The following is an 18,878-nucleotide window of genomic DNA, read 5'->3' as shown; positions in this document are numbered from 1 at the left end:
GTCACTATTCCGCGTAAAGAATGACGTCGTTTTTATTTTCGGCGAATTCCATAATCCGGGAGATGATATGGGCGCGGTTCCTTACAATACCGGGAAGCTTGGAGAATTCCGGAGCAAGCAGGATCATCTGAAGGTCCGCCCTCAGCTTTTGGCGGGCGGGGATGCTCTCCCAGAAGCCCGTGAGTTTCAGTTCCCGCTCCACCACGAGGAAGGACTGCTGCGTCAAATCAACCAGGTGGCTGATTTTATCTTCCGCACTCATCCTTTCCGCTATCCCAAGCGCCCCTTCCGGCAGTTGAACGCCGTCTTGCCCAAAGAATTCCCCGAAGATTTCTCGCTTGAACATCCGGAAGAGCGGCATCTGCTTCTTGCGGTGCAACCCATAGGTCGGTTCCTTGCCGACATCGATAATGCGCGCCCGCAGTTTCTCCAGTTCCTCGTAGATCTTGTTCCAGTTGTCGCGGAACTCCTTGAAAATCACCGCCAGCGCCTCCGCAAAGGAGGCTTGCAGATCGGGGTCGTCGTCCAGCTCGACATCGAGGTGGTGGCGAATGGCGTGCTCCACCTCCGCCGCCTTGGTCTTGGTGCGGCTCCGATTGCCGACCTGTTTCTGAAAATCCGCATCGAGAATGGAGATCGGCTCGACCTTTACCTCAATCCCCTTTGACTCCAGATAGGCATCGGTGATGCCGCGCAGCTTGGGCAGGATGCCTTTCATGCTCAGTCGCTCATCGCGGAAGTGTTTGGCAGCCATCACATTGATCGCGGCAAGGGCCTGGTAGTCGGCCATATAGTCAAGGGCCTGCCGGGCGGGAAAGACCACGTTCAGGCACTGAGTCAGATTCTTGAATGCCAGCATGTAATCGAAACGCAGATCTTCGTCATAAAAGAGATCAAAGAACGCATCGTGATCGGTCAGGTCCGTCAGACCGTGGTTTTTAAGCAGATCCATGACGGCGGCATGGCTGGCTCGTAGTTCACGCAGTTCCTCCTCGGGAAAGCTCAAGGTGTCGAGCACTTCCTTTTGTTCGCGCTCATCGTAGGTGTCGATGGCCTTCTTCAGGTGGTGGCCGATGCCCACATAATCAACCACGAAGCCCTTGTCCTTCATCTCACCGGCCACACGATTGACGCGGGCGATGGCCTGAAGAAGATTGTGGGCCACAATGACCTTGTCCAGATACATCACCTGCTCCACCGGGGCATCAAAGCCGGTAATGAGCATATTCATCACAATCAAGATCCCCATGTCCCCGGTGACACCTTCCTCCTCGCCCCCGAAGGCCATCTTGAAGCTTTTGATGCTCGCCTCGTGCCTGGAACTGTCCGAATAGGCCTTGAGATGAGGCAGGTCGTTGTGACTGCCGGAGATGATGAAATCCGTCTTCAGCTTACTCAGCTGGTCGAGGTCGAGCCTCCGTGGATTGGTCTGTTTAAGGTCGGCGAGGGCAGCCGCCAGGGCGTTGTCTATGTGCTTCTTGTAACGCACTGCCGCCTCGCGGGAGGTGGCCACTACTTGCGCCTTGTAGCCATTGGGAAATATATGGGTCAGGTAGTGGGTCACCATGTCTTTGGCCTTGGCCTCGATGGTGGGCTCGGCTTCCAGATAAGCGTCGCGGGAGCCGTAACCGAGAATCTTCAGGCGCTCTTGGAGGTTGTAGTCGCTGAAGACATCTGCGAAAGCCGTGTCCATGCCGGTCTGATCGGCCACTTCGGCGTTGTGGGTGCGGCCTTCGTAAACAATCTCCAGCGTCACGCCGTCATCGATGGACTGGCGCATGGTGTATTTATCGATGTAGTCGCCGAAAACCCGTTCGGTCTTGTCGATGGGCGTGCCGGTGTAGCCGATGCGGGCGGCGTTGGGGATGCCCTTGTCGAGATTGGCCCCGAGCATGGCGTATTGGGAGCGGTGGGCTTCGTCGGTCATCACCAGAATGTTCGGGCTGGCATTCAGCTCCGGGAAGGTCTCGGTCAGATCGGCTTCACGGAACTTATGGATCATGGCCATGACCAGATCCGAGGAATCCGAGCCCAGCAGTTCCTTGAGCTTCCTGATGCTGTCCGCCACCTTGACCGTAAAGTCGATGCTCCTGCTGGTCTCAGTTAGCTGGCCTTCCAACTGGGTGCGATCGGTCACAAAGACCACTTTCCAGCGAGAGAGCCGGGCATGACGATACATCTCCCGCACCATGAACATCATGGTCAGCGATTTGCCCGAGCCCTGGGTGTGCCAGATGATGCCGCTGCGCTCGCGCGGGGTTTGGCCCGTAAGCAGGCGCTTCACCGCCAGCTTGACGGTGCGGAACTGCTGGTAGCGCCCCACGATCTTGATCGTCTCGCCCTTGTCGTTGCTCGAAAAGAGGGTGAAGGTCCGGATGATATCCAGCAGATTGTCGCGGTCCAGCATCCCGGCGACCAGGCGCTGCTGATCGTTGGGGCCGCTGCCGCCGTGCTCCAGATCATCCACTGTGCGGGGATAGGGATCGGCCCAGCGGTAGAAGTGCTTCTCGCTATGGGTGGTGATGGTGCCGAACTTGGCCTCATTTCTGCAGGTGGCGATCACGATCTGGTTGTAATAGAAAAGCGGCGCACTGCCCTCTCCCTTCGCTCCGCGCTGCTCGCCATAGCGCAGTAACTGGTCGATGGCTTCGGGGATGGCGTCTTTGACCTTGGGCGACTTGCACTCGATCACCGCCACCGGCAGACCGTTCAGGAACAGGACGATGTCCGGAACGATGTGGTACTCGGTGCCCAGGATGCGCACCTTGAGCTGGCAGACGGCGATAAAGCGGTTGTTCTCCTGATGGTCAAAGTCTACAAAACATACGGTCGGGCTTTTCTCTCCCGTTCGGCGGTTCTCGCTGACACTGGTGTTCTCCAGCAGCAGGGTAAAGGCGTGGCGGTTGTTTTGAATTAATCCCGCACCGGGAAAGTTCGCCGTGAGCTGTTTGATCACCTCCTCCACCTGATCGTCTTCCAGCCAGTCGTTGATGACCTTGAGTTGCGCCCGCAGAACCGGCAGCATCACCACCTCTGTGAAGCTCTGGCGGTAGCTGTCACCGGGGTGCTGCTTGCCGTCAAAATCGATGACCTCCCAGCCCAGCCCGTCAAGCTGATCGAGTAGGGGCTTCTCGACGTGATTGCGCTCGTCGATCTTGATGTACTGTGGCGTTTTGTCCTGCATTAGATTTCCCCTTTGTTCAGCAATTGTAAGCCGTGCGCTGTCAGGCGGTATTTCTGATTGCGGGCGCAAATCAGACATATTACTTGGTCGCTTTGATGGTCGCTTTCTTGATCGCTCGCGTTTCGCACCTCCTGAATTTCACGGGGTTGCGCCAACACCCGTTTGCCGGACAGTACCGCCGTGACCTGTTCCAGCCTCAGCGAGTTGCCTTCGATTGCCAGCGATGCCTGAGTGGTTTTGATGCGGTTGCCGCGCCGCAGAACGGGAACAATAGCATTGTCAGACCCCTCCCGGAGATTACTCAAAGCCTCCCCAATCTGCTCGATACTATGCAGAATGCCGGGGCTTATGTAGCATGTCGGAGTGTAGCGGTCAGTCATTATATATCCTCCCTCCACAGAGGGTTCTTGGAGAGTGGTTGCGCTCGTTGTGCTTGATGTAATGGGGTGTTTTTTTTGTTAATGGGACCCTCGCACTATGACAAAAGGGGGCAATTCTATTGTTACACATTGTCTCAAAGATAATTAGAACCTGTCCTTTATTCCTCTGAGACAGGCCGCTCCCAAAAGAATGAACAATAATTTATACGGAAAGCGTCCCTTTTTCTCTTAACTTATCCGCTTCTGATAAACTCATCCTGAAGCTCTAATGCTCCCGGATTTAGCCGCTGGACAAGCCATGTGAGGATATCCAAAAAGGCTTCTTTAAGCGAGGGATCATCATGCAAGATTTTTCGATGTTCAGCCCAGAAAATGTGAAGCATGTTTAGTAGCGCTTCCTCAAGATACTTTTCTCTTGAGCCAAAATGGGTCTCGCCCGTCAAGACTTCGCGTACCCATAAGACACCCTTGGTTCGGAGCGGCCTTGCAGCGGGGTATGTCAAAAGCCTGCAGAAATTCATAAGGCTATGCTGCCCCTGCAGCCACCGTTTTCTCCAACTATCGTAATAAGGTTGAAGAGATTCCAGCGCTTTTTCAAAGCGGCCCTCCCCAACAATTCGGGCCTCAGAATCCATTCCCATAAGTTGGCAAATCACTTCCTCGCTATCATAGTATTGTTGTGAATTCGTTTCTTTCCATTTCGGATGATCCAAGACATAAGCGATCATTGTGGCCCAATGCCTAGTGAAATCTTCTAGACACTCCGCTGACTGCAAACAGGTTCTAAACCATGACATAAGGAAAAACTTCGGCCAATTATGCAGAGGTGGGCCGACATCGAAAAGGGGCTTCCAGAATTTAGAGGACTCATCGGGAATTGCTCTCTTCAAAATATGCGAGGAGAGAACCTCAAATACCCATAGGTCAAATTCATTAGGAATATTGTGATGGTCGTAGTATTCATTATCATCCTCTAGGGAGGCAGCTGATATGCTGAATTCCAAAAGAGCCAAAGAAATATCATCGATGAGTCCTAGCGGCAGATGAGGGTCGTTCATCTTTGCAGCGCTGAGCCATGACAGCGATTTTCTAAGCAAAGAGGGGTGCATCCCGCCGTTCCAAAGTAGTCGCTTCGGCACATATCCCGGATAACGCTTGCATTGCCTTCGGTGATACCGTCTTTCGTAAATGCGCGATCCAGCCTTAGCCAAACGCCCGACGGAAATGGGGGCAGAAGGTACCTTGCCGGCAACAAAATATCTAAAAAGTCTATCCACCCACCTTCCCCACTTTTCTATTTCTGCACTTTCATGATGTTCCATCGGCCGCAAATATTTCAGGGTTGTCCAGAGGAGACTTAAGTTGAGGAGGCGGGTGAATTCTTCTCCGAGTTTCTCACGCAGACGGAATGCGCGGGTAAGTGTACTGCCGGTTGCTTCCTCATGATAGGCCATTACCCCATGAGCTGCAACAAATCTTGCATGCTCATTGTCTGGTTCTTCTGTAAGAAGAAGAACTCCCGCTTCTCCGACAAATGCATCCCAATGCAGCCCGCTTATTGAATCCTCGCAATCAAACTGAGATGGTCGGGGTGGGTCAGCGAGAGTATCGAAAATATATTTGATGCACCATTCTTCCTTTTCCGGGAATTCTGTCAACCACTCCCTGTGGTGGAGGAATAAGACGGCAATGCCTCCGCAAAGCGCATCCACACGCTGGCTTGCCCTCTCGATTTCAATATCTTGCTCAGCCATGGTAGAGATATGCTGGATTTGGGACCAGAACTCTTCCAATTCAGTGCTGGATAGGCTTATTTCTCCATCCAGTATACGACGGCACTTCACAGGGAAAGAGAGTAAGAGCATTCCATCTTCGGATTTTTTTAAATTTGCAGAGGTTTCCTCCTGCATGTGCTCAGGCCACTGAAAATGGATTTCCACGTGCTTCTCGTCGCTTCCCTTTTTCAGCGCATAGTTCTTGGGATTGAAGCGTTCAGCGATGTATTTTGTCGCCTCCCGCGTCTCTTCGTCAGACGTCCATCGTACATACATCTCATTAAAAAAGTCCCTAACAGGTTGACTGCTAAAGAAGAGCCGTAAAGCTTCGTTGGAAAGATCAGCCTTACGATGCGAAAGGGTATGCCATGCGATGACCTGGTCGTAGATCTTCTCGCCGTGAGACACCCAATTCATCATAGAGATTCTCCAAACGTCACCATTCATGATGAGACTTTGGTCCCATTGATAGAATTGCCAGGCGCCGAGCAAGGGCAAAAGAATCCCCTCCAGTAGGGCGGGAGACTTCTTCCCTACAGTTAGAAGCAGCCCGGCGAAAGCCACTGACCGGCTACCTTCAAGAATTTGTCCGATCCATTCGTCTGCTTCTTCGCCCTTTTCAATCTTATCGTATAGCCATTTCTCCACAGCCATTAGTGCAGAAGATAATAGAGCAGTGTTAAATGTTTCGCCTCGGAAGAATCCGAAGACCCGGTGGTCACCACACCAGACCGCTTCTCCATCGGCGAGAGGAATTTGCACGCTCCAGGCCTGAGCCTTTCCTCCGTATCCTCGATGCTTTGACATCCGTTCACAAAATCTGTCTGTAGCAAAATTCACAAGCCGGATAATTGTATCCAAGGCGACTTTCGGATTGATTTGCAGGAAGACAAGAAAAGGGCCGCGAAAATACATCGCTGGCGTGCCGTCGTTGCCGAATTGAAGTCCACACCACTCATACGATGATATAGAGCCCTCTCTTTCATGGGAAGGATGCTCGATGGAAAGGGATAGAATAAGTTCTTGAGCAAGTGCCGGTTTTGCCGCCATAAGAGGCAACAGTGTCCACATATCAAGTGCACCCTTCTGGAAGGTATGGTCAACCATCGCCAGAGGTCCGTCTGGCCATGGATCTCTCAATGGTCCCAGTGCTAATATAGGCGTCGTAAGATAAGCCATTTCATTCATTCTTTCTTGATATGCGGGATCTGCGAGCTGTTTCTGTCGTTCTGCTTCCTTATTCAAGTAAGCTTCTTGACGTGCCAAAATGTCTGGCGACGGAGGACGACGCTTGGCCATTTCCAGCGCCCATTGGCCTATCTCATCGGGGATTTCGGAAGCAGCCAGAAATGCTGCTTTATATGCTACTTTTCCCGCTTCTCTTACAGGGGAATGTTCCATATCTTTCGCCTGTAATTCCCTGGCCAGTGCGCGCGCCATTTCCGCCACTTGCTTCCTCCGTGTCCAAGGTTTTTGCTTACCCTTGGCGATGGACATATTGCTTAACCATATGGTGCATATCTTGGCCAAGGGGATTGGAGCCAAATTAATGACATTCTCCAAATTCCGGTAAACCCAGTCCACAAAAGCCCACCAATAGATAAATATCGGCTCCCTCATAGTACTGGCGAGATAGCGTCGCATTTTTTCATCTTCCGGCGCTATGAGAAGAATCTGTCGGTCAGGAATTGTCGCCACATGGAGGAACCGGTTCAATAGACGTTGGAGGAGCTTGCCATTTTCTTTCACGATGATCGGCCAAATCTTGTCCAGATGTGTTGTTGAGTTTGTGGACAGAATCACGGCATCAAGAAGCAGGTCCTGTGCTGCTTCTCCTCGCGGCGATCCATCGGCAACCTCCTCAAGCAGTGCCGCCCACTCCGTTCCGGTTGAATCACCCTTGTCCAAGACTCGCTGTCCCACCAAGCGGATTGCCGTATTCCATTTCGGGTATGAAGATAATTCTCGCAGGCGAGGAGATAGTGGAACCTCACCCGCTAAACTGAGGTATCTGGCCCAATCGGCAGTCGAATCGTGGCGAAAAAAGACTCGCTCGTTACGGACGTTGATTAGCTTTTCATCGTCTTCAAGGGGTGCGAGAATAGCATGTTGCTCTGCGGACAGTCGAGAGAGTGCAATTCCCCTCCCGAAGGAATCGGCTTCTATCTCAGCGAGGAGCTTTAGTACTCCGCCACGTGCGTATCGGCCCTTGCCTGTTCCAAGCCAGCCTTCCCAAACCCAATCAACGACCTGTGCCGCACTTGTCCATGCTGCTCCTGCTTCAGGCGGCTTAATTCTTGCCTGACTCGCCACGTGATCCAGAAGCTTGAGATTGGTCAGAATATCGGGAAGTGTGGGGCTATAGGCTATGGGCAGAAGGCCAGGCATACAGGAGAGCACGCATTGAACATCCTTTTTTGAAGGTCCTGATGCTTGTATTACTTGAAAATCATCCAATGACACCCCGGAGCGGCGAAGGTTAAAGGCGACCTGATCCCAGCCTTCTGGTTGTGAAATGAGAAGATAACTCCAGCCGGTCCGGTGACCGGCTTCTTTTGTGGCGCGCATCACGTGGGCCATATTGGCGATGCCCTCATTGGTGAGGGATTCCATTGCATCCACAACCAAAAGGATTCGCAGTCCTTTGGCATTAGCAAAAACAGCGTGAAAGGTATGGCGCAGGCCAAGCGACCTCTCGGTTTCAACTAACGTCGGTTTATTTAAGATTTCGGCAGTCAACCATATGAAACGTGAAAACAAACCTGAATTCATGGCGATTCGTTTAGCCAGTGCTGATTTGCCGCAACCGGAAGGGCCTATGAAAATGGCTGCGCCTTTTTCCTGAAAGACTACATTAAGCATTTTCTTGTCAGGACCGAGAGTCAAACACACTGTGTTTGCAATATCGTCCCTAATGCGGGCAATTGCATCACAACTTGCATCCTCAAGAGTTTGCCAGTCTTCTTCAGTCGATATTATGGCCTTGTGGACTTCACCAACTAACCGGTTAGTATCTTCGATCTCTCTCCGATCGAGAATATCTTGAAGCGCCGGTTGTTCCTTCAGTGCCTGTAAGATGAAATCAAGGAAATCGGCGACTGCTTCTTCAACCCCATCTGGTAACGATACATGGAACTGAGAACTATATGCTGCAGCAATGCTTGCGGGATTAGGATATTCATGACGCGTCAGATATTTGCTTAACTCAGGACCTGCGTAGTTTTCCAAGAAAGCCTGATCGAATAATGAGGCAGCAAAGTTACTGTACTTTTTTGAAAAAAGCTCATAACCTTTTCCTACAGCAGCGTCGAAGGCCTTTTTGATCGCAATATTCTCATCTGTAGACTCGGTGGCATCAGTAAGCTTTTTCCACAACCATCCCCCGAGAATTCCGACGACTATTTCCGGTCCCATGATGTCGCTCCTTGGAACATGAAATCTACATTAATCATATTGATATATCTATTATTTCTTTTCAGGCAGTTAGCCTTCTTGGACCTGCCAGAAACGGATTCCCATGGCTCCACCTTGGCAGGCGGGGCATAGGCGTTCGTGCATGTCGCTCCCATTTGCCCCATAAACGTGGCCGCAATAAGTACACTCAACCTTATAGGCATACTGGTTGAAGTCCGAACCCAAGACACCGCGATGGCCACCACATCTTTGGCCATGATCGTTTACTTTCCCGATCTGCACGGAAAGGCCATTTCCATTTTGCCAATGCCAGTCTTGCCCTTCAACTTTCATGATGGTTCTCCCTGCCTGCCGACCTTGCAGGCGTGAATGTCCCAGATGGCAATGTCTTTTACAGTCATAGAAGATCTCCTATTAATTATCCAAAAGTGCGGTGACACGCTTTTCCCCCGTTAACAAGTCTTGCATGAGAGCGGCTTTAAGGGAGCGGAGTTTATGCAGTCGATTCCTAACTGCTACTTCGCCATAGTCAACAGCTTGTAATTGGCTCTCAATGCGGGTCTGTTCCTCAATTGATGGCAGAGCGACCTTGATATCCGATAGAATGCCTGTATTTAGATTGGGCATTGTTGAACCTACGGCGCTTACAGCAACCTGCAATTGGCTTGAATGAAATCTGTATGTATTTGCTGTCCATCTTGGTGAAAGCACCTTGACGGGTGGTCTCATAAGCAGGCATCCAGTACCGCACAGCCATCCTCGTTCTTTTTCGCCTATGACAGCGCACCTTGATAAATCGCCACGTCTGGCAAATACCAAATCACCCAGAATCATGCGGTGTCTTGTAAGAAATTGGGCTTTTTTCTCAGTTATCTGTGCAATATTAGCGGTTGAAATGCCGTTTGAAGCAATGTCCTGGGGCATTACCACAGGAACACCGTCAGCTACATACTCATAAGAATGGAGCTGACTTCCAAACGGCCCTGTCTGGAGGATCCCTCCGTATTTTCCTGTAATCTCCCCGAATGATTTTATCTCCCACTCCACCGGAATCCGCCCCAGCGGGGAGTTTTTAAATTGGTGGGTTTTTTCGGAGCGGAGGTTGCCGTGTTCGTCGATGCCGCGGGTGAGGAGGTCCTGCATCAGGCCGGTCTTGATGCGCTGATGTTTGGCAATCAACGCCTCGGTTTGTTCAATCGCCCGATCCACCGTCGAGAGAATATCGGCGATTTTGGTTTGTTCGGATAGTGAGCCTGGATACTTAAATGTTATCTTTTTCAGCTTTTCCTTGTTTAAAGTCGCCCCCTTGATTGCCTGATCCACACCCTGCAAAAGGTCCCAATGATGAAGACCATGGAATAAATAATTTGTGTTAATCTGATCTGAGTTTAAGCCTGCAATTGCCTCATTCGTATAGAGAGGCACACCAGCAAAAGCAACTCGGCCAATGCTTAACTTGAAACTGAGAAGGACGGTTCCCGGATTCTGCAATTTCACATTAGAATGCTTAACCCCAGAATCTGAGATATGTTCAGCAGTATCAGTAATTACAGTTTGATTAAGGTCTCTGATAGATACCCAGTGATTCGACGTATCCTTCGATGCATCCCAGAAGTCTGGATTACTACGGGATGGAGTTCCACCAATCTCAATCGAGCATAATTCGCCGAGCCGACCTGTTTTCCACCCTTCCACAGCGCTCATTTCACTTTTCCCCCTTCAGCCAGCTTCGCGATGAGGTCGCGCCCTTTCTGGGTAAGCCGGTATTTCTGTTTGCTGCTTGTGGGTTTGCCGGGGATTGTCATTTCGATAACATCGGCAGTTAGCGCCGGAATGAGATAAGCCTCCCTGAAGTAGTCTTCATGCCGCATGGCCAGAGCCTTCTGGATGTCTGTACGTTTCATCTCTCCAACCAGTACCGTCAGGAGTTTCTTTACTTCCCCGGTAACTTCCCCAGTGACTTCCCCGGTTATCCCGCCTACGGCCTTAAAGGCCAATTCAGGCTTTCTTCGGATAGTAACGACAAAGCAGTCCGTAAAGGCAAACTCAGGCTCGTCAAGGCCGACATTGCTTGAAAATGTCCCCTTTGTCCCCTTTGTGTCCCCTTTAGAAGTCGCCGTTAGAATGTCCCGTTTGTCCAGTTTATGTCCACTTTCCAGTTGAGAAGCATTCATATTATATCTATCCTGTTTACATTGGGCTTCCATACACCATGAGCCCTTTGAGCCCTTTGTGAGCCCTTTCCGATGAGTGGCACATTCCTGCAACACTTGAAAATGGCCCCTTTGGCCCCTTTCTTAAGACGGGTCATGAAGGGCATTTCAATCCGCCAAACCAGATTTCGCCCCCAAAGATTTCTTGAGGCATTTAGGGCATATCTGAGGCATTAAGAATGCTGCTCGCCAAGGGGCATATGAGTCATACTTGAGGCATACCCTTAGCCTTCACATAAAAAGCTCCACGGCGAGTTCCATGACGATCAAGAATGCCCTTTAATACCATATCTTCCAAATCGCGAGTCGCCGTTTGCCGGCTTACACCGGTCTGTTCCTGATAAGTTCCACTTGTGATACGCCCTTCCGACCGAAGAAGGGCAAGTCCCATGATTTGCCGTTCATTCAGATTGAATTTGGCCAGCACATCCGGAGTCAACCAGTCCCGCCAGAGAGTAATAACGAATGAACCACTGCGTTGCTCGAATTGTGGCTCCGGCAAACCTGCTTCCCTGCAAAGTTCGATCATACGCTGAGTGCCTGAGCCCGCTTTTCGATATATCGCGTCAGGTAAAGCGATTCGGCAATAAGAGGGTTGTGAGGCACCGAAGGGTGGTCATGGCGCAAATCGTCGAATGTCAACGTGCCGGGCAGCCTACCCGGGTTCCAGACTTCAAGACGGTTGGAAAAGAGACGAACTTCAACAGATGCGTTGCTGTGATAATCCCTGTGGGCAACAGCGTTAACAATTGCCTCACCGATAGCGTCTGGTGGAAGCTCGTAGGTGGCAGGCGCGACATTGCTCTCTGCACGGATACCTACCGCCCGATTGATCTTGGCAAGGACAAAGTCGCGCGCCTGATCGGCCTGCTCAAAGACATCTCCGGTATAGATCTGCTGGGAGGCGAAGGGGCGGCGATATTCGTCGCCGTGGCAGTGCACGCATTTGGTTTCAGCCGTGCGGTGAAAACGCTGGGGGGCAGCTCCGAAGAGAAGCAGAGCCGCATTTGTCGGTTTTCCCTTTTCCGACAGGTTCAGATGGGTGAGCAGGGCCTGCGTCGTCGTGCTTTGCTTGAGGGGGAAATTGCGTTCCCGGCGAGCAGTTTCCAGAAACCACTCGATACGCTTACGGGAAAGGTGATGAAAGGTAGCGCCAGCACAGACGGAGGTATCAAAGGGTGGAACACGCAGGGCACCCAACCCGTCGAGGTAATCCACAAGACTGGCATAGACTTCGGACGTTAGGGCACTTAAGTTTTCGATACGGCGTCTTATCAGCTCGGAGCTTGCGTTACTGACCAGTTGCCGCATTTTTGGCGCACGCTTCTTTTCGTCCGATCCCCAGACATAGATAAGCCGGGTTTTCCGATGTTTGCCGGCATAGTTGTATTCGTGTTCGGTAGGAGAGACGCCATCCTTATCCTCGTTGCCGTAGTCGTAACCAAAGATTCCCAGATAGATGTCACACCGTTTCACTTCTTCCAGGTAAACCTGGTCGGCACGGCGGTCTTTCGCCGGAAGTTCCTCAAAAAGGAAAACCTCAGAGATGAACCGATGGAGAACAGCGTCACCTGTGAGGAACGCCTTCAAGTCTAGACGAACTTGCTGAAACTCCTTTTGAACACTGCTAACGAATATCTTAAGCTTCACTCTTCACTTTTTCTCCATAATAACCGAGGGCTTCGAGGAAGCCATCGAGTTTCCGCAGGGTTTCGGAACGCTCCCGCTCCAGTTCACGGCTGGAGACGGCGTACTTGCCCAGAGATTTTCCACCATAGCAAACAACCCACGCTTTTCGGCATTCAGATAGCGGTTTATCTCGTTGTGGGTCAAGACATTCATCCTGCGATCCACGCCGCCGCCGGGGTGAGCATGAACTTTTCCAGAGGAATGCCGTCGCCGCCGGCCAGCAGTTTCCGCTGCGGTTTGAAGGTCTTGTCAAAGGCGACCATGCCCGGAAGTCCTACTTTACGTAAGCCGCTCTTGACCTCGATGGCGACCACGGTCTTGCCGGAACGCAGGATAAAATCGACCTCCCTGCCACGCTCGCGCCAGTAGAACAATTCGATGCCCGTTCCCGTGGCGCTGTTGATCAGATGCGCCCCAACCGCCGATTCCACCAGTCTGCCCCAAAACTCCCGATCCTTTCGCGCCTCATCGAAGGTAAGCCGAGATTGCGCAGTGATGAGCGCCGTGTTCAATACCTGAAGCTTGGGGCTCGATGCCCGCTCGCGGACCTGATGCGCGGCAAACTTTTGCAGGCCGGTCAGCATGCCGGCGCCGGCCAGCAGTTCCAGGTAATGGGACAGGGTCGTCGTATTGCCCGCATCCTGGAGCTGCCCGATCATTTTCTGGTAGGAAAGTATCTGTCCGGAGAAGGAGCAACCGAGTTGAAAAAGGCGCCTGAGCAGGGCGGGTTTGTCGACCCGCGTCAGGAGCAGGATGTCTCGGGAAAGGGTCGTCTCGATGAGTGCATCGATGATGTAACGCGACCAGCGTTGTCGGTCGGCGATCAGGTCGGCCGCTCCGGGATAGCCGCCGAAATAGATGAAGCGGTCAAGATCCCACCCGAAAGCCTCCCGCATTTCGGCGTATGACCAGTGAATCACGGGAATGATCTCAAACCGGCCGGCGAGGCTTTCGGTCAGCCCCCGCTGAATCAGGAGCGGCGCCGAACCCAGGAGGACGACCTTGAGGGATATACGATTGTGGGTGTCGCTGTCCCAAAGCCTTTTTACAACCTCGGACCAGCCGGTGACCTTCTGGACCTCATCCAGAACCAGGAGAGCCCCGCCCTTGCCCCCCGTCTCGGCAACCAGGAGCCTCCCCGTTTCCCACTGCTGCTCGATCCATGCCCGGCTCTGGAGGGTGGGCTCGTCCGCGGAGGCGTAGTGGACCGGGATTAGGTTCTCGTCTACAACCTGGCGCACGATCGTGGTCTTCCCCGTTTGCCTCGGCCCGGCGAGGACCTGGATGAACCGGCGCGGTTCCTGCAGCCTCTTCACCAGCATATGATACATGGAGCGATGATACATCCCTGCGAACCTCCTGAATGAGCGTCACGGATAAAGCGTGATTTACAATTTACTCAATACGCTGAGTGATTTTACTCACAAAATTACGTGATGTCAAGCACGGTTTACTTACCAGGGCGCCTCTCCAGCAAAAGGATGCCGGAATCGCTGTTTTTGTCTTTGCCTAAGATGTCTTGGCTTCCAGATAGCCCAGCCTTTTCAGAAACCCATCAAGTTCCTTCAGGGTTTGTGCTCGTTCTTCTTCCAGTTCACGGCTGGAGACGGCGTACTTGTCCCAGAGGTTTTCCACCACAGCAAACAACCCGCGCTTTTCGGCATTCAGATAGCGGTTCAGCTCGTTGTGGGCGAGGTCGTAGAGCTTTTTCAGGATCAGACTGCGGGCTTCCTCCTCGATGAGTTGTCCGCCGATGGCGGTAAGGATCGCGCCGGTTCTGGCAAGACGTGCTTCGAGGGCGGCTTTGTCCTTGTTCAGGGCGGTAATTTTCTTCTTATCGTTTTTGTTGTTATTATCGAGGCTCGTCAGTTGGGCGTCCACCTGCCGGATCAACTCCTGGCTCTCGGCCTTGAACTCGTCGCCGCCCAAGCGCTTGAGTTGGAGTTTAAGTTCCAGTTCGTCGGTTCTGGCTTTCAGCACTGCCTTGCTGTCTCTGATGCGCTTTTCAATGGCTGTGATGATTTTTTCCTGTCCTTGCAGGGTTGCAAGCTCCTTACGGGCAGAGTCGCTGGAACTGCCTTGAAGGTCGTCGATCAGGTCCTTGAGGGCTTTTTTTATGACGGCAGCGGTGACGGTTTCATCTTCTTCCGGCTCATAGGCGGCCACTTCCTGCGCCGTTTCCACTGCCTCGGCCAGTTCGCTCTGGGCCTCGCTGATCTGTGCCTCCAATGTTTCAATCTCATCAGCCTCCACCTGGAAGAAGGCGGCGAGCAGGTAGTTATCCGGAATCAAGCTATGGTGCCAGCCGGTGGAGATGATGGTTTTTAAGTCATAACGGATTTGCTGCCACCAGTTCACAAACACCCCGGCGCTCTTGAACTCATCGAGCACGTTCAAGGGTATGAGCTTGTCTTTCAGAGTGGTCAGCAGTTCGTGGCGGACTTCGGGCATTTTTTTGCCGTCCTGCAACCCGGCAAAGTCTTCGCGGGCCACTGCCCACCAGGCTTCCAGGGCTTCGTGGTGAGCGGTGATGACCTGCAAGAGTGCGGGGTCGGCTTCGAGCGTGGTCTTGATGGCGGGTTTTGTTTCAATCCCTGAGCGGAAATCGAGGTAGCCGGGGCGCTGCCCCAGGGCACCCTCTCTTCCGCCTGAGGCGGACTTCACCTTGTCGGGCTGGAAGAGGGTATCCGGTTTTATCCCGAAGCGGGCAAAGTCGGCCGCGCGGGCAGCGACCTCGGCCTCGGGAATGCCGCCGATTAGGTGGGCCTGCACATCCTCCGGTTCCGGATTGGGGGTATTGTCCACATAGCGGCGGATGTTGAGGTTGTAGTCATGAGTTTCGACGATCTCGGCCTTGTCCACCAGGCGGCTGTATTGGGGAATTTCCCGCTTATGGGTGAAGACGAAGTCGATTTTTTCGATGTCTTCGGGGCGCAGTTTGTTCTGGGCCTTGCCCTCGGCGTATTCGCGGTCGGCATTGATAAACAGCACCTTGTCCTTGAGGGCTTCGGGCTTGTTCTTGTTGGCCACGATGATGCAGGCGGGGATGCCGGTGCCGTAAAACAAGCCGGGCGGCAGGCTGATGATGGCCTCGATCACGTCGTCATTGATAAAGATCTCGCGAATCAGCTTTTCCTTACCGCCGCGAAAGAGCACACCGTGGGGCATGATGGTGGCCATGTGGCCGCGCGGCTTGAGGCTGGCCAGCATGTGTTGCACGAACATCAAATCGGCTTTTTTGCCGGTCTCGGGGCACCATTCACGGAAACGGGTGGGGAATTTCAAGGTGGCGCGGCTGTAATTCTGCGAGAAGGGCGGATTGGCCAGCACGCGGTCGAACTTTCGCACCTGACCGTTTTCCAGGATCAGCGGGTCCTCCAGGGTGTCGCCGTTTTCGATGGTAAAGCGGGTGATATTGTGAAGAATCATGTTCATGTTGCAGATCGACCAGACGGTGCCGTTGGAGTCTTGGCCGTACAGAGCCAGATCGTTGGGATCTTGCCCCTGCTCCTCCACATATTGGTGTGATTGAATCAGAAAGCCGCCGGACCCGGCCGTAGGGTCGTAGATCTCGTTGCCCGCCTCGGGCTTGGTAATCTGCACCAGCAGGCGCACCACTTCGGCGGGTGTGTAGAACTCGCCGCCTTTCTTACCCGCGCTGTCGGCAAAGAACTTGATCAGGTATTCGTAGGCCGCGCCCAGCAGGTCGGGAAACTCGAAGTTGTCATTAATCAGGACGAACCGGGGCTGGTTGAAGTGGTCCAGCAGATCCTTCCACTTCTGGTCGGGGATCTTGGTTTTGCCTTTGACAGCGTTGAAATCGATGTTGTTTTTGAGAACCCCGGCAAGAGCGTCATTTTCCTCTTCGACGGCGGCAATTGCCTTGTTGAGCATGTTGCCGATGTCGTGCTTCAGGTCTTTCAGGGCCGGAACCAACTCACCATTCTGGTCGATCCAGGCTTCATGCCAGCGGGCGCGCACCGGAACGAAAAAGGTCTCGCCGTAGGCGGTCTTCTCTTCCAACAGTTCGTTGATGAGGTCGGGCTGATCCTTCAGATGGGCGAAGTCTTTCTTCCGCAGTTGCTCACGCTTGCGGTCGAACTCGTCGGAGAGACGTTTGAGGAAGAGCATGCCGAAGATGAATTCCTTGAATTCCGAGGCGTCCATCTTGCCACGCAGAATATCGGCAGACTTGAAAAGGAAGGATTCGAGCTGGGAGAGGGTGATTTTTTCCGTGGGCAAAACTCAATTCTCCAGTGCAGTTCTATTCACATGAAAGACAGAACCGGATTGTTTGACTCTATTTGACCGGTTTTTCTGTATGCTGTAGGTTGAGGTACGTTTTCTCCGTTTATCGTAGGGTTTTCTTGCAACAGCAAAATATCTTAACAATTGCGGTTTGCAATGTTGCATACTTCTCATAATCAGTCAACATTGACTTAGGGATGACTACAGCATTCCTCTTGAAAGGGAATAAACTTTCAATCCGCAGCACTTTTCATCCCGAAAACACCTATCCTGAAAACTGCACCCCTTGGGTAGATCGTACAAACTCGGAACGACACCAGGTATTACTTTCAGGTATTCACCCTGCCCGGAAATGCCGTCTATCTTTGGGATTGATTCCATGAGACCCACTGTATAGGGATGTAATGGTCTACCGAGGCAGAAGCCATGATCCCTCCTGCCTCATCGCTTAATCAATCATAATTCTTTACCGAAATCAGCCTGAAATGCCTTCACGAGCTTCGCTCCCCAGTCGGCTCCGACCGGTTCAAGCCGGCCGAAGAAGAACCGCATAACCGGCGGCTCTTCGACAAAACGGAGCCCTCCGATGAGGTCCTTGTGCCGGTGCAGCCAGGCCACACGATCCGCGACGTACTCGATCTGCCCCAATGTTACCGCCCGGCGCGGAATTGCGATACGCACCAGCTCCATTCTGGCCGTGACTTCCTTTCCGGTTTTGGGATCGCGATCCTCGGACATCGTCCCGCGCTCAACTCCTCGCGCACCTGAGACGAGATACATGGCCGCATTCAAGCATTCCGCCGGATATTGGAGCGGCGGGATATCCGGAAGAAATTCGCGCGCATCGACGTGACAGGCCAACCCGCCCGGCGGGGTGACTACAGGAACGCCATATTCCTGTAGGCGCTCGGCGAAATAACGAATGAACTCCGGACTGCTCCCTGCCACCTCCGGATCGGTCATCTCCTCCAGACCTACGGCCAATGCCTCAATTTCCTTCGTGGACATGCCGCCATATGTTGAAAAACCTTCATATACAGGAAGCCAGACCATCAACTGGTCAAACCATTGCTTGTTGTTCGTCGCGATGAGCCCGCCTCGTGCGCTGCCGCTTTTGCGTCCCGACATATAGAGAATGTCCGCGTAGCCCATCATTTCCTTGAGAATCTCGCGTAGCGACTTGTCGGCATAACCCTTCTCACGCTTCTTGATGAAATAAGCATTCTCACCCACGAGGCTGCCGTCGATGATGAGCGGTACGTTGTTTTCCGATGCAATTTTCTTCACTTCCCTGAGGTTCTGCATCGAAAAGGGCTGACCGCCAATGAGGTTTGTCGTCGCCTCCATTCGAACAAATGCTACTTTACCGGCGCCGAGCTGCTTAAAGACTTTCTTGATCTTTTTGATATCAATGTTCCCCTTAAATTGCGCGTCCCCTTTGGGCACGAATGAATCGTCCGGCACGAGGTCATGTATTCTGGAACCTACGAGTTCCACATGAACACGGGTTGAAGGAAAGTGGTAGTTGTTCAACACCTCCTGGCCGGGCTTGAGTAAAACCTTAACAAGCAAATGCTCGGCGGCGCGGCCCTGATGGACGGGCAGAGTGTATTCGTATCCAAAAACATTCTTCACTGCTCGAGCCAGTTTGAAGAAACTCTCGGAGCCTGCGTAGGCATCGTCAGCGACCATCATCGCGGCGAGCTGGTTATCGCTCATCGCATTGGTGCCGCTGTCGGTCAGCCAGTCAAGGAAAACTTCTCGTGACGGCAGCAGGAATGTGTTGTAGCCGACCTCACGGATACACTTCAGCCTTTCCTCTGAGGGGAGCAAATTCATCCTCTGCACAATCTTGATCTTGTGCATCTCAACGGGGACTTGCCGACCGTTGGACAATGTTATGATCATGGGTTTCTCCTTTCGACATGAATTAATGGTGATTGACAGATACTTTCTACGGGGAGTGCCTAACTTA

9 protein-coding genes and 3 pseudogenes are annotated in these 18,878 nt (G+C 52.6%); all 12 read right to left on the bottom strand.

Going from position 1 to position 18,878, the window contains the following annotated elements:
- Positions 1 to 4 precede the first annotated feature (4 nt).
- The 12 genes and pseudogenes from NTW12_09115 to NTW12_09060 all read right to left on the bottom strand — a co-directional run bounded on the left by NTW12_09115 (position 5) and on the right by NTW12_09060 (position 18,811).
- Positions 5 to 3,184 carry an HsdR family type I site-specific deoxyribonuclease gene (locus tag NTW12_09115; protein ID MCX5846498.1) on the bottom strand — a complete coding sequence of 1,060 codons (3,180 nt, stop codon included), beginning with the start codon at positions 3,182 to 3,184 and terminating at the stop codon, positions 5 to 7.
- Between the two features lie 116 nt (positions 3,185 to 3,300).
- Positions 3,301 to 3,564 (bottom strand): annotated as a pseudogene (locus NTW12_09110) (Fic family protein).
- A gap of 233 nt (positions 3,565 to 3,797) precedes the next feature.
- Positions 3,798 to 8,753, bottom strand: coding sequence for an ATP-binding protein (locus NTW12_09105; protein MCX5846497.1), 4,956 nt, complete (start codon positions 8,751 to 8,753; stop codon positions 3,798 to 3,800).
- On the bottom strand, positions 8,738 to 9,010 hold the full coding sequence (locus NTW12_09100) for a hypothetical protein (GenBank protein MCX5846496.1): 273 nt from the start codon (positions 9,008 to 9,010) through the stop codon (positions 8,738 to 8,740). The genes NTW12_09105 and NTW12_09100 overlap by 16 nt, the downstream gene beginning before the upstream one ends.
- A gap of 157 nt (positions 9,011 to 9,167) precedes the next feature.
- On the bottom strand, positions 9,168 to 10,457 hold the full coding sequence (locus tag NTW12_09095) for a restriction endonuclease subunit S (protein ID MCX5846495.1): 1,290 nt from the start codon (positions 10,455 to 10,457) through the stop codon (positions 9,168 to 9,170).
- On the bottom strand, positions 10,454 to 10,927 hold the full coding sequence (locus NTW12_09090; GenBank protein ID MCX5846494.1) for a hypothetical protein: 474 nt from the start codon (positions 10,925 to 10,927) through the stop codon (positions 10,454 to 10,456). Before NTW12_09090 ends, NTW12_09095 begins: the two co-directional genes overlap by 4 nt.
- A 244-nt stretch (positions 10,928 to 11,171) precedes the next feature.
- Positions 11,172 to 12,616: pseudogene (locus tag NTW12_09085) on the bottom strand (DUF4062 domain-containing protein).
- Positions 12,617 to 12,619: 3 nt separating this feature from the next.
- Entirely contained in the window at positions 12,620 to 12,808 is a 189-nt protein-coding gene (locus NTW12_09080) for a hypothetical protein (protein ID MCX5846493.1), read from the bottom strand.
- Positions 12,805 to 14,001, bottom strand: coding sequence for an ATP-binding protein (locus NTW12_09075; GenBank protein MCX5846492.1), 1,197 nt, complete (start codon positions 13,999 to 14,001; stop codon positions 12,805 to 12,807). Before NTW12_09075 ends, NTW12_09080 begins: the two co-directional genes overlap by 4 nt.
- Before the next feature lie 163 nt (positions 14,002 to 14,164).
- Positions 14,165 to 16,897 (bottom strand): type I restriction-modification system subunit M, encoded by a 2,733-nt coding sequence (locus tag NTW12_09070; GenBank protein ID MCX5846491.1) that lies wholly within the window; start codon positions 16,895 to 16,897, stop codon positions 14,165 to 14,167.
- A gap of 249 nt (positions 16,898 to 17,146) precedes the next feature.
- A pseudogene (locus NTW12_09065) lies at positions 17,147 to 17,311 on the bottom strand (peptide ABC transporter ATP-binding protein).
- A 48-nt stretch (positions 17,312 to 17,359) separates the two neighbouring features.
- A complete protein-coding gene (locus NTW12_09060) occupies positions 17,360 to 18,811 on the bottom strand; it encodes a tryptophanase (protein ID MCX5846490.1) in 1,452 nt (483 codons plus the stop codon).
- Positions 18,812 to 18,878 lie beyond the last annotated feature (67 nt).

This window comes from Deltaproteobacteria bacterium, assembly GCA_026388545.1.
Classification (GTDB): domain Bacteria; phylum Desulfobacterota; class Syntrophia; order Syntrophales; family UBA2185; genus JAPLJS01.
The sequence above is the reverse complement of the archived record's forward strand: the minus strand, read 5'-3'. Positions and strand labels throughout refer to the sequence as shown.

Bases quoted from the DNA above. Each gene is read 5' to 3' on its own strand.
- NTW12_09115 (MCX5846498.1), bottom strand. From the start codon at position 3,184: ATGCAGGACAAAACGCCACAGTACATCAAGATCGACGAGCGCAATCAC.
- NTW12_09080 (MCX5846493.1), bottom strand. From the start codon at position 12,808: ATGAATGTCTTGACCCACAACGAGATAAACCGCTATCTGAATGCCGAA.
- NTW12_09060 (MCX5846490.1), bottom strand. From the start codon at position 18,811: ATGATCATAACATTGTCCAACGGTCGGCAAGTCCCCGTTGAGATGCAC.
- NTW12_09105 (MCX5846497.1), bottom strand. From the start codon at position 8,753: ATGGGACCGGAAATAGTCGTCGGAATTCTCGGGGGATGGTTGTGGAAA.
- NTW12_09075 (MCX5846492.1), bottom strand. From the start codon at position 14,001: ATGTATCATCGCTCCATGTATCATATGCTGGTGAAGAGGCTGCAGGAA.
- NTW12_09095 (MCX5846495.1), bottom strand. From the start codon at position 10,457: ATGAGCGCTGTGGAAGGGTGGAAAACAGGTCGGCTCGGCGAATTATGC.
- NTW12_09090 (MCX5846494.1), bottom strand. From the start codon at position 10,927: ATGAATGCTTCTCAACTGGAAAGTGGACATAAACTGGACAAACGGGAC.
- NTW12_09100 (MCX5846496.1), bottom strand. From the start codon at position 9,010: ATGGCCAAAGATGTGGTGGCCATCGCGGTGTCTTGGGTTCGGACTTCA.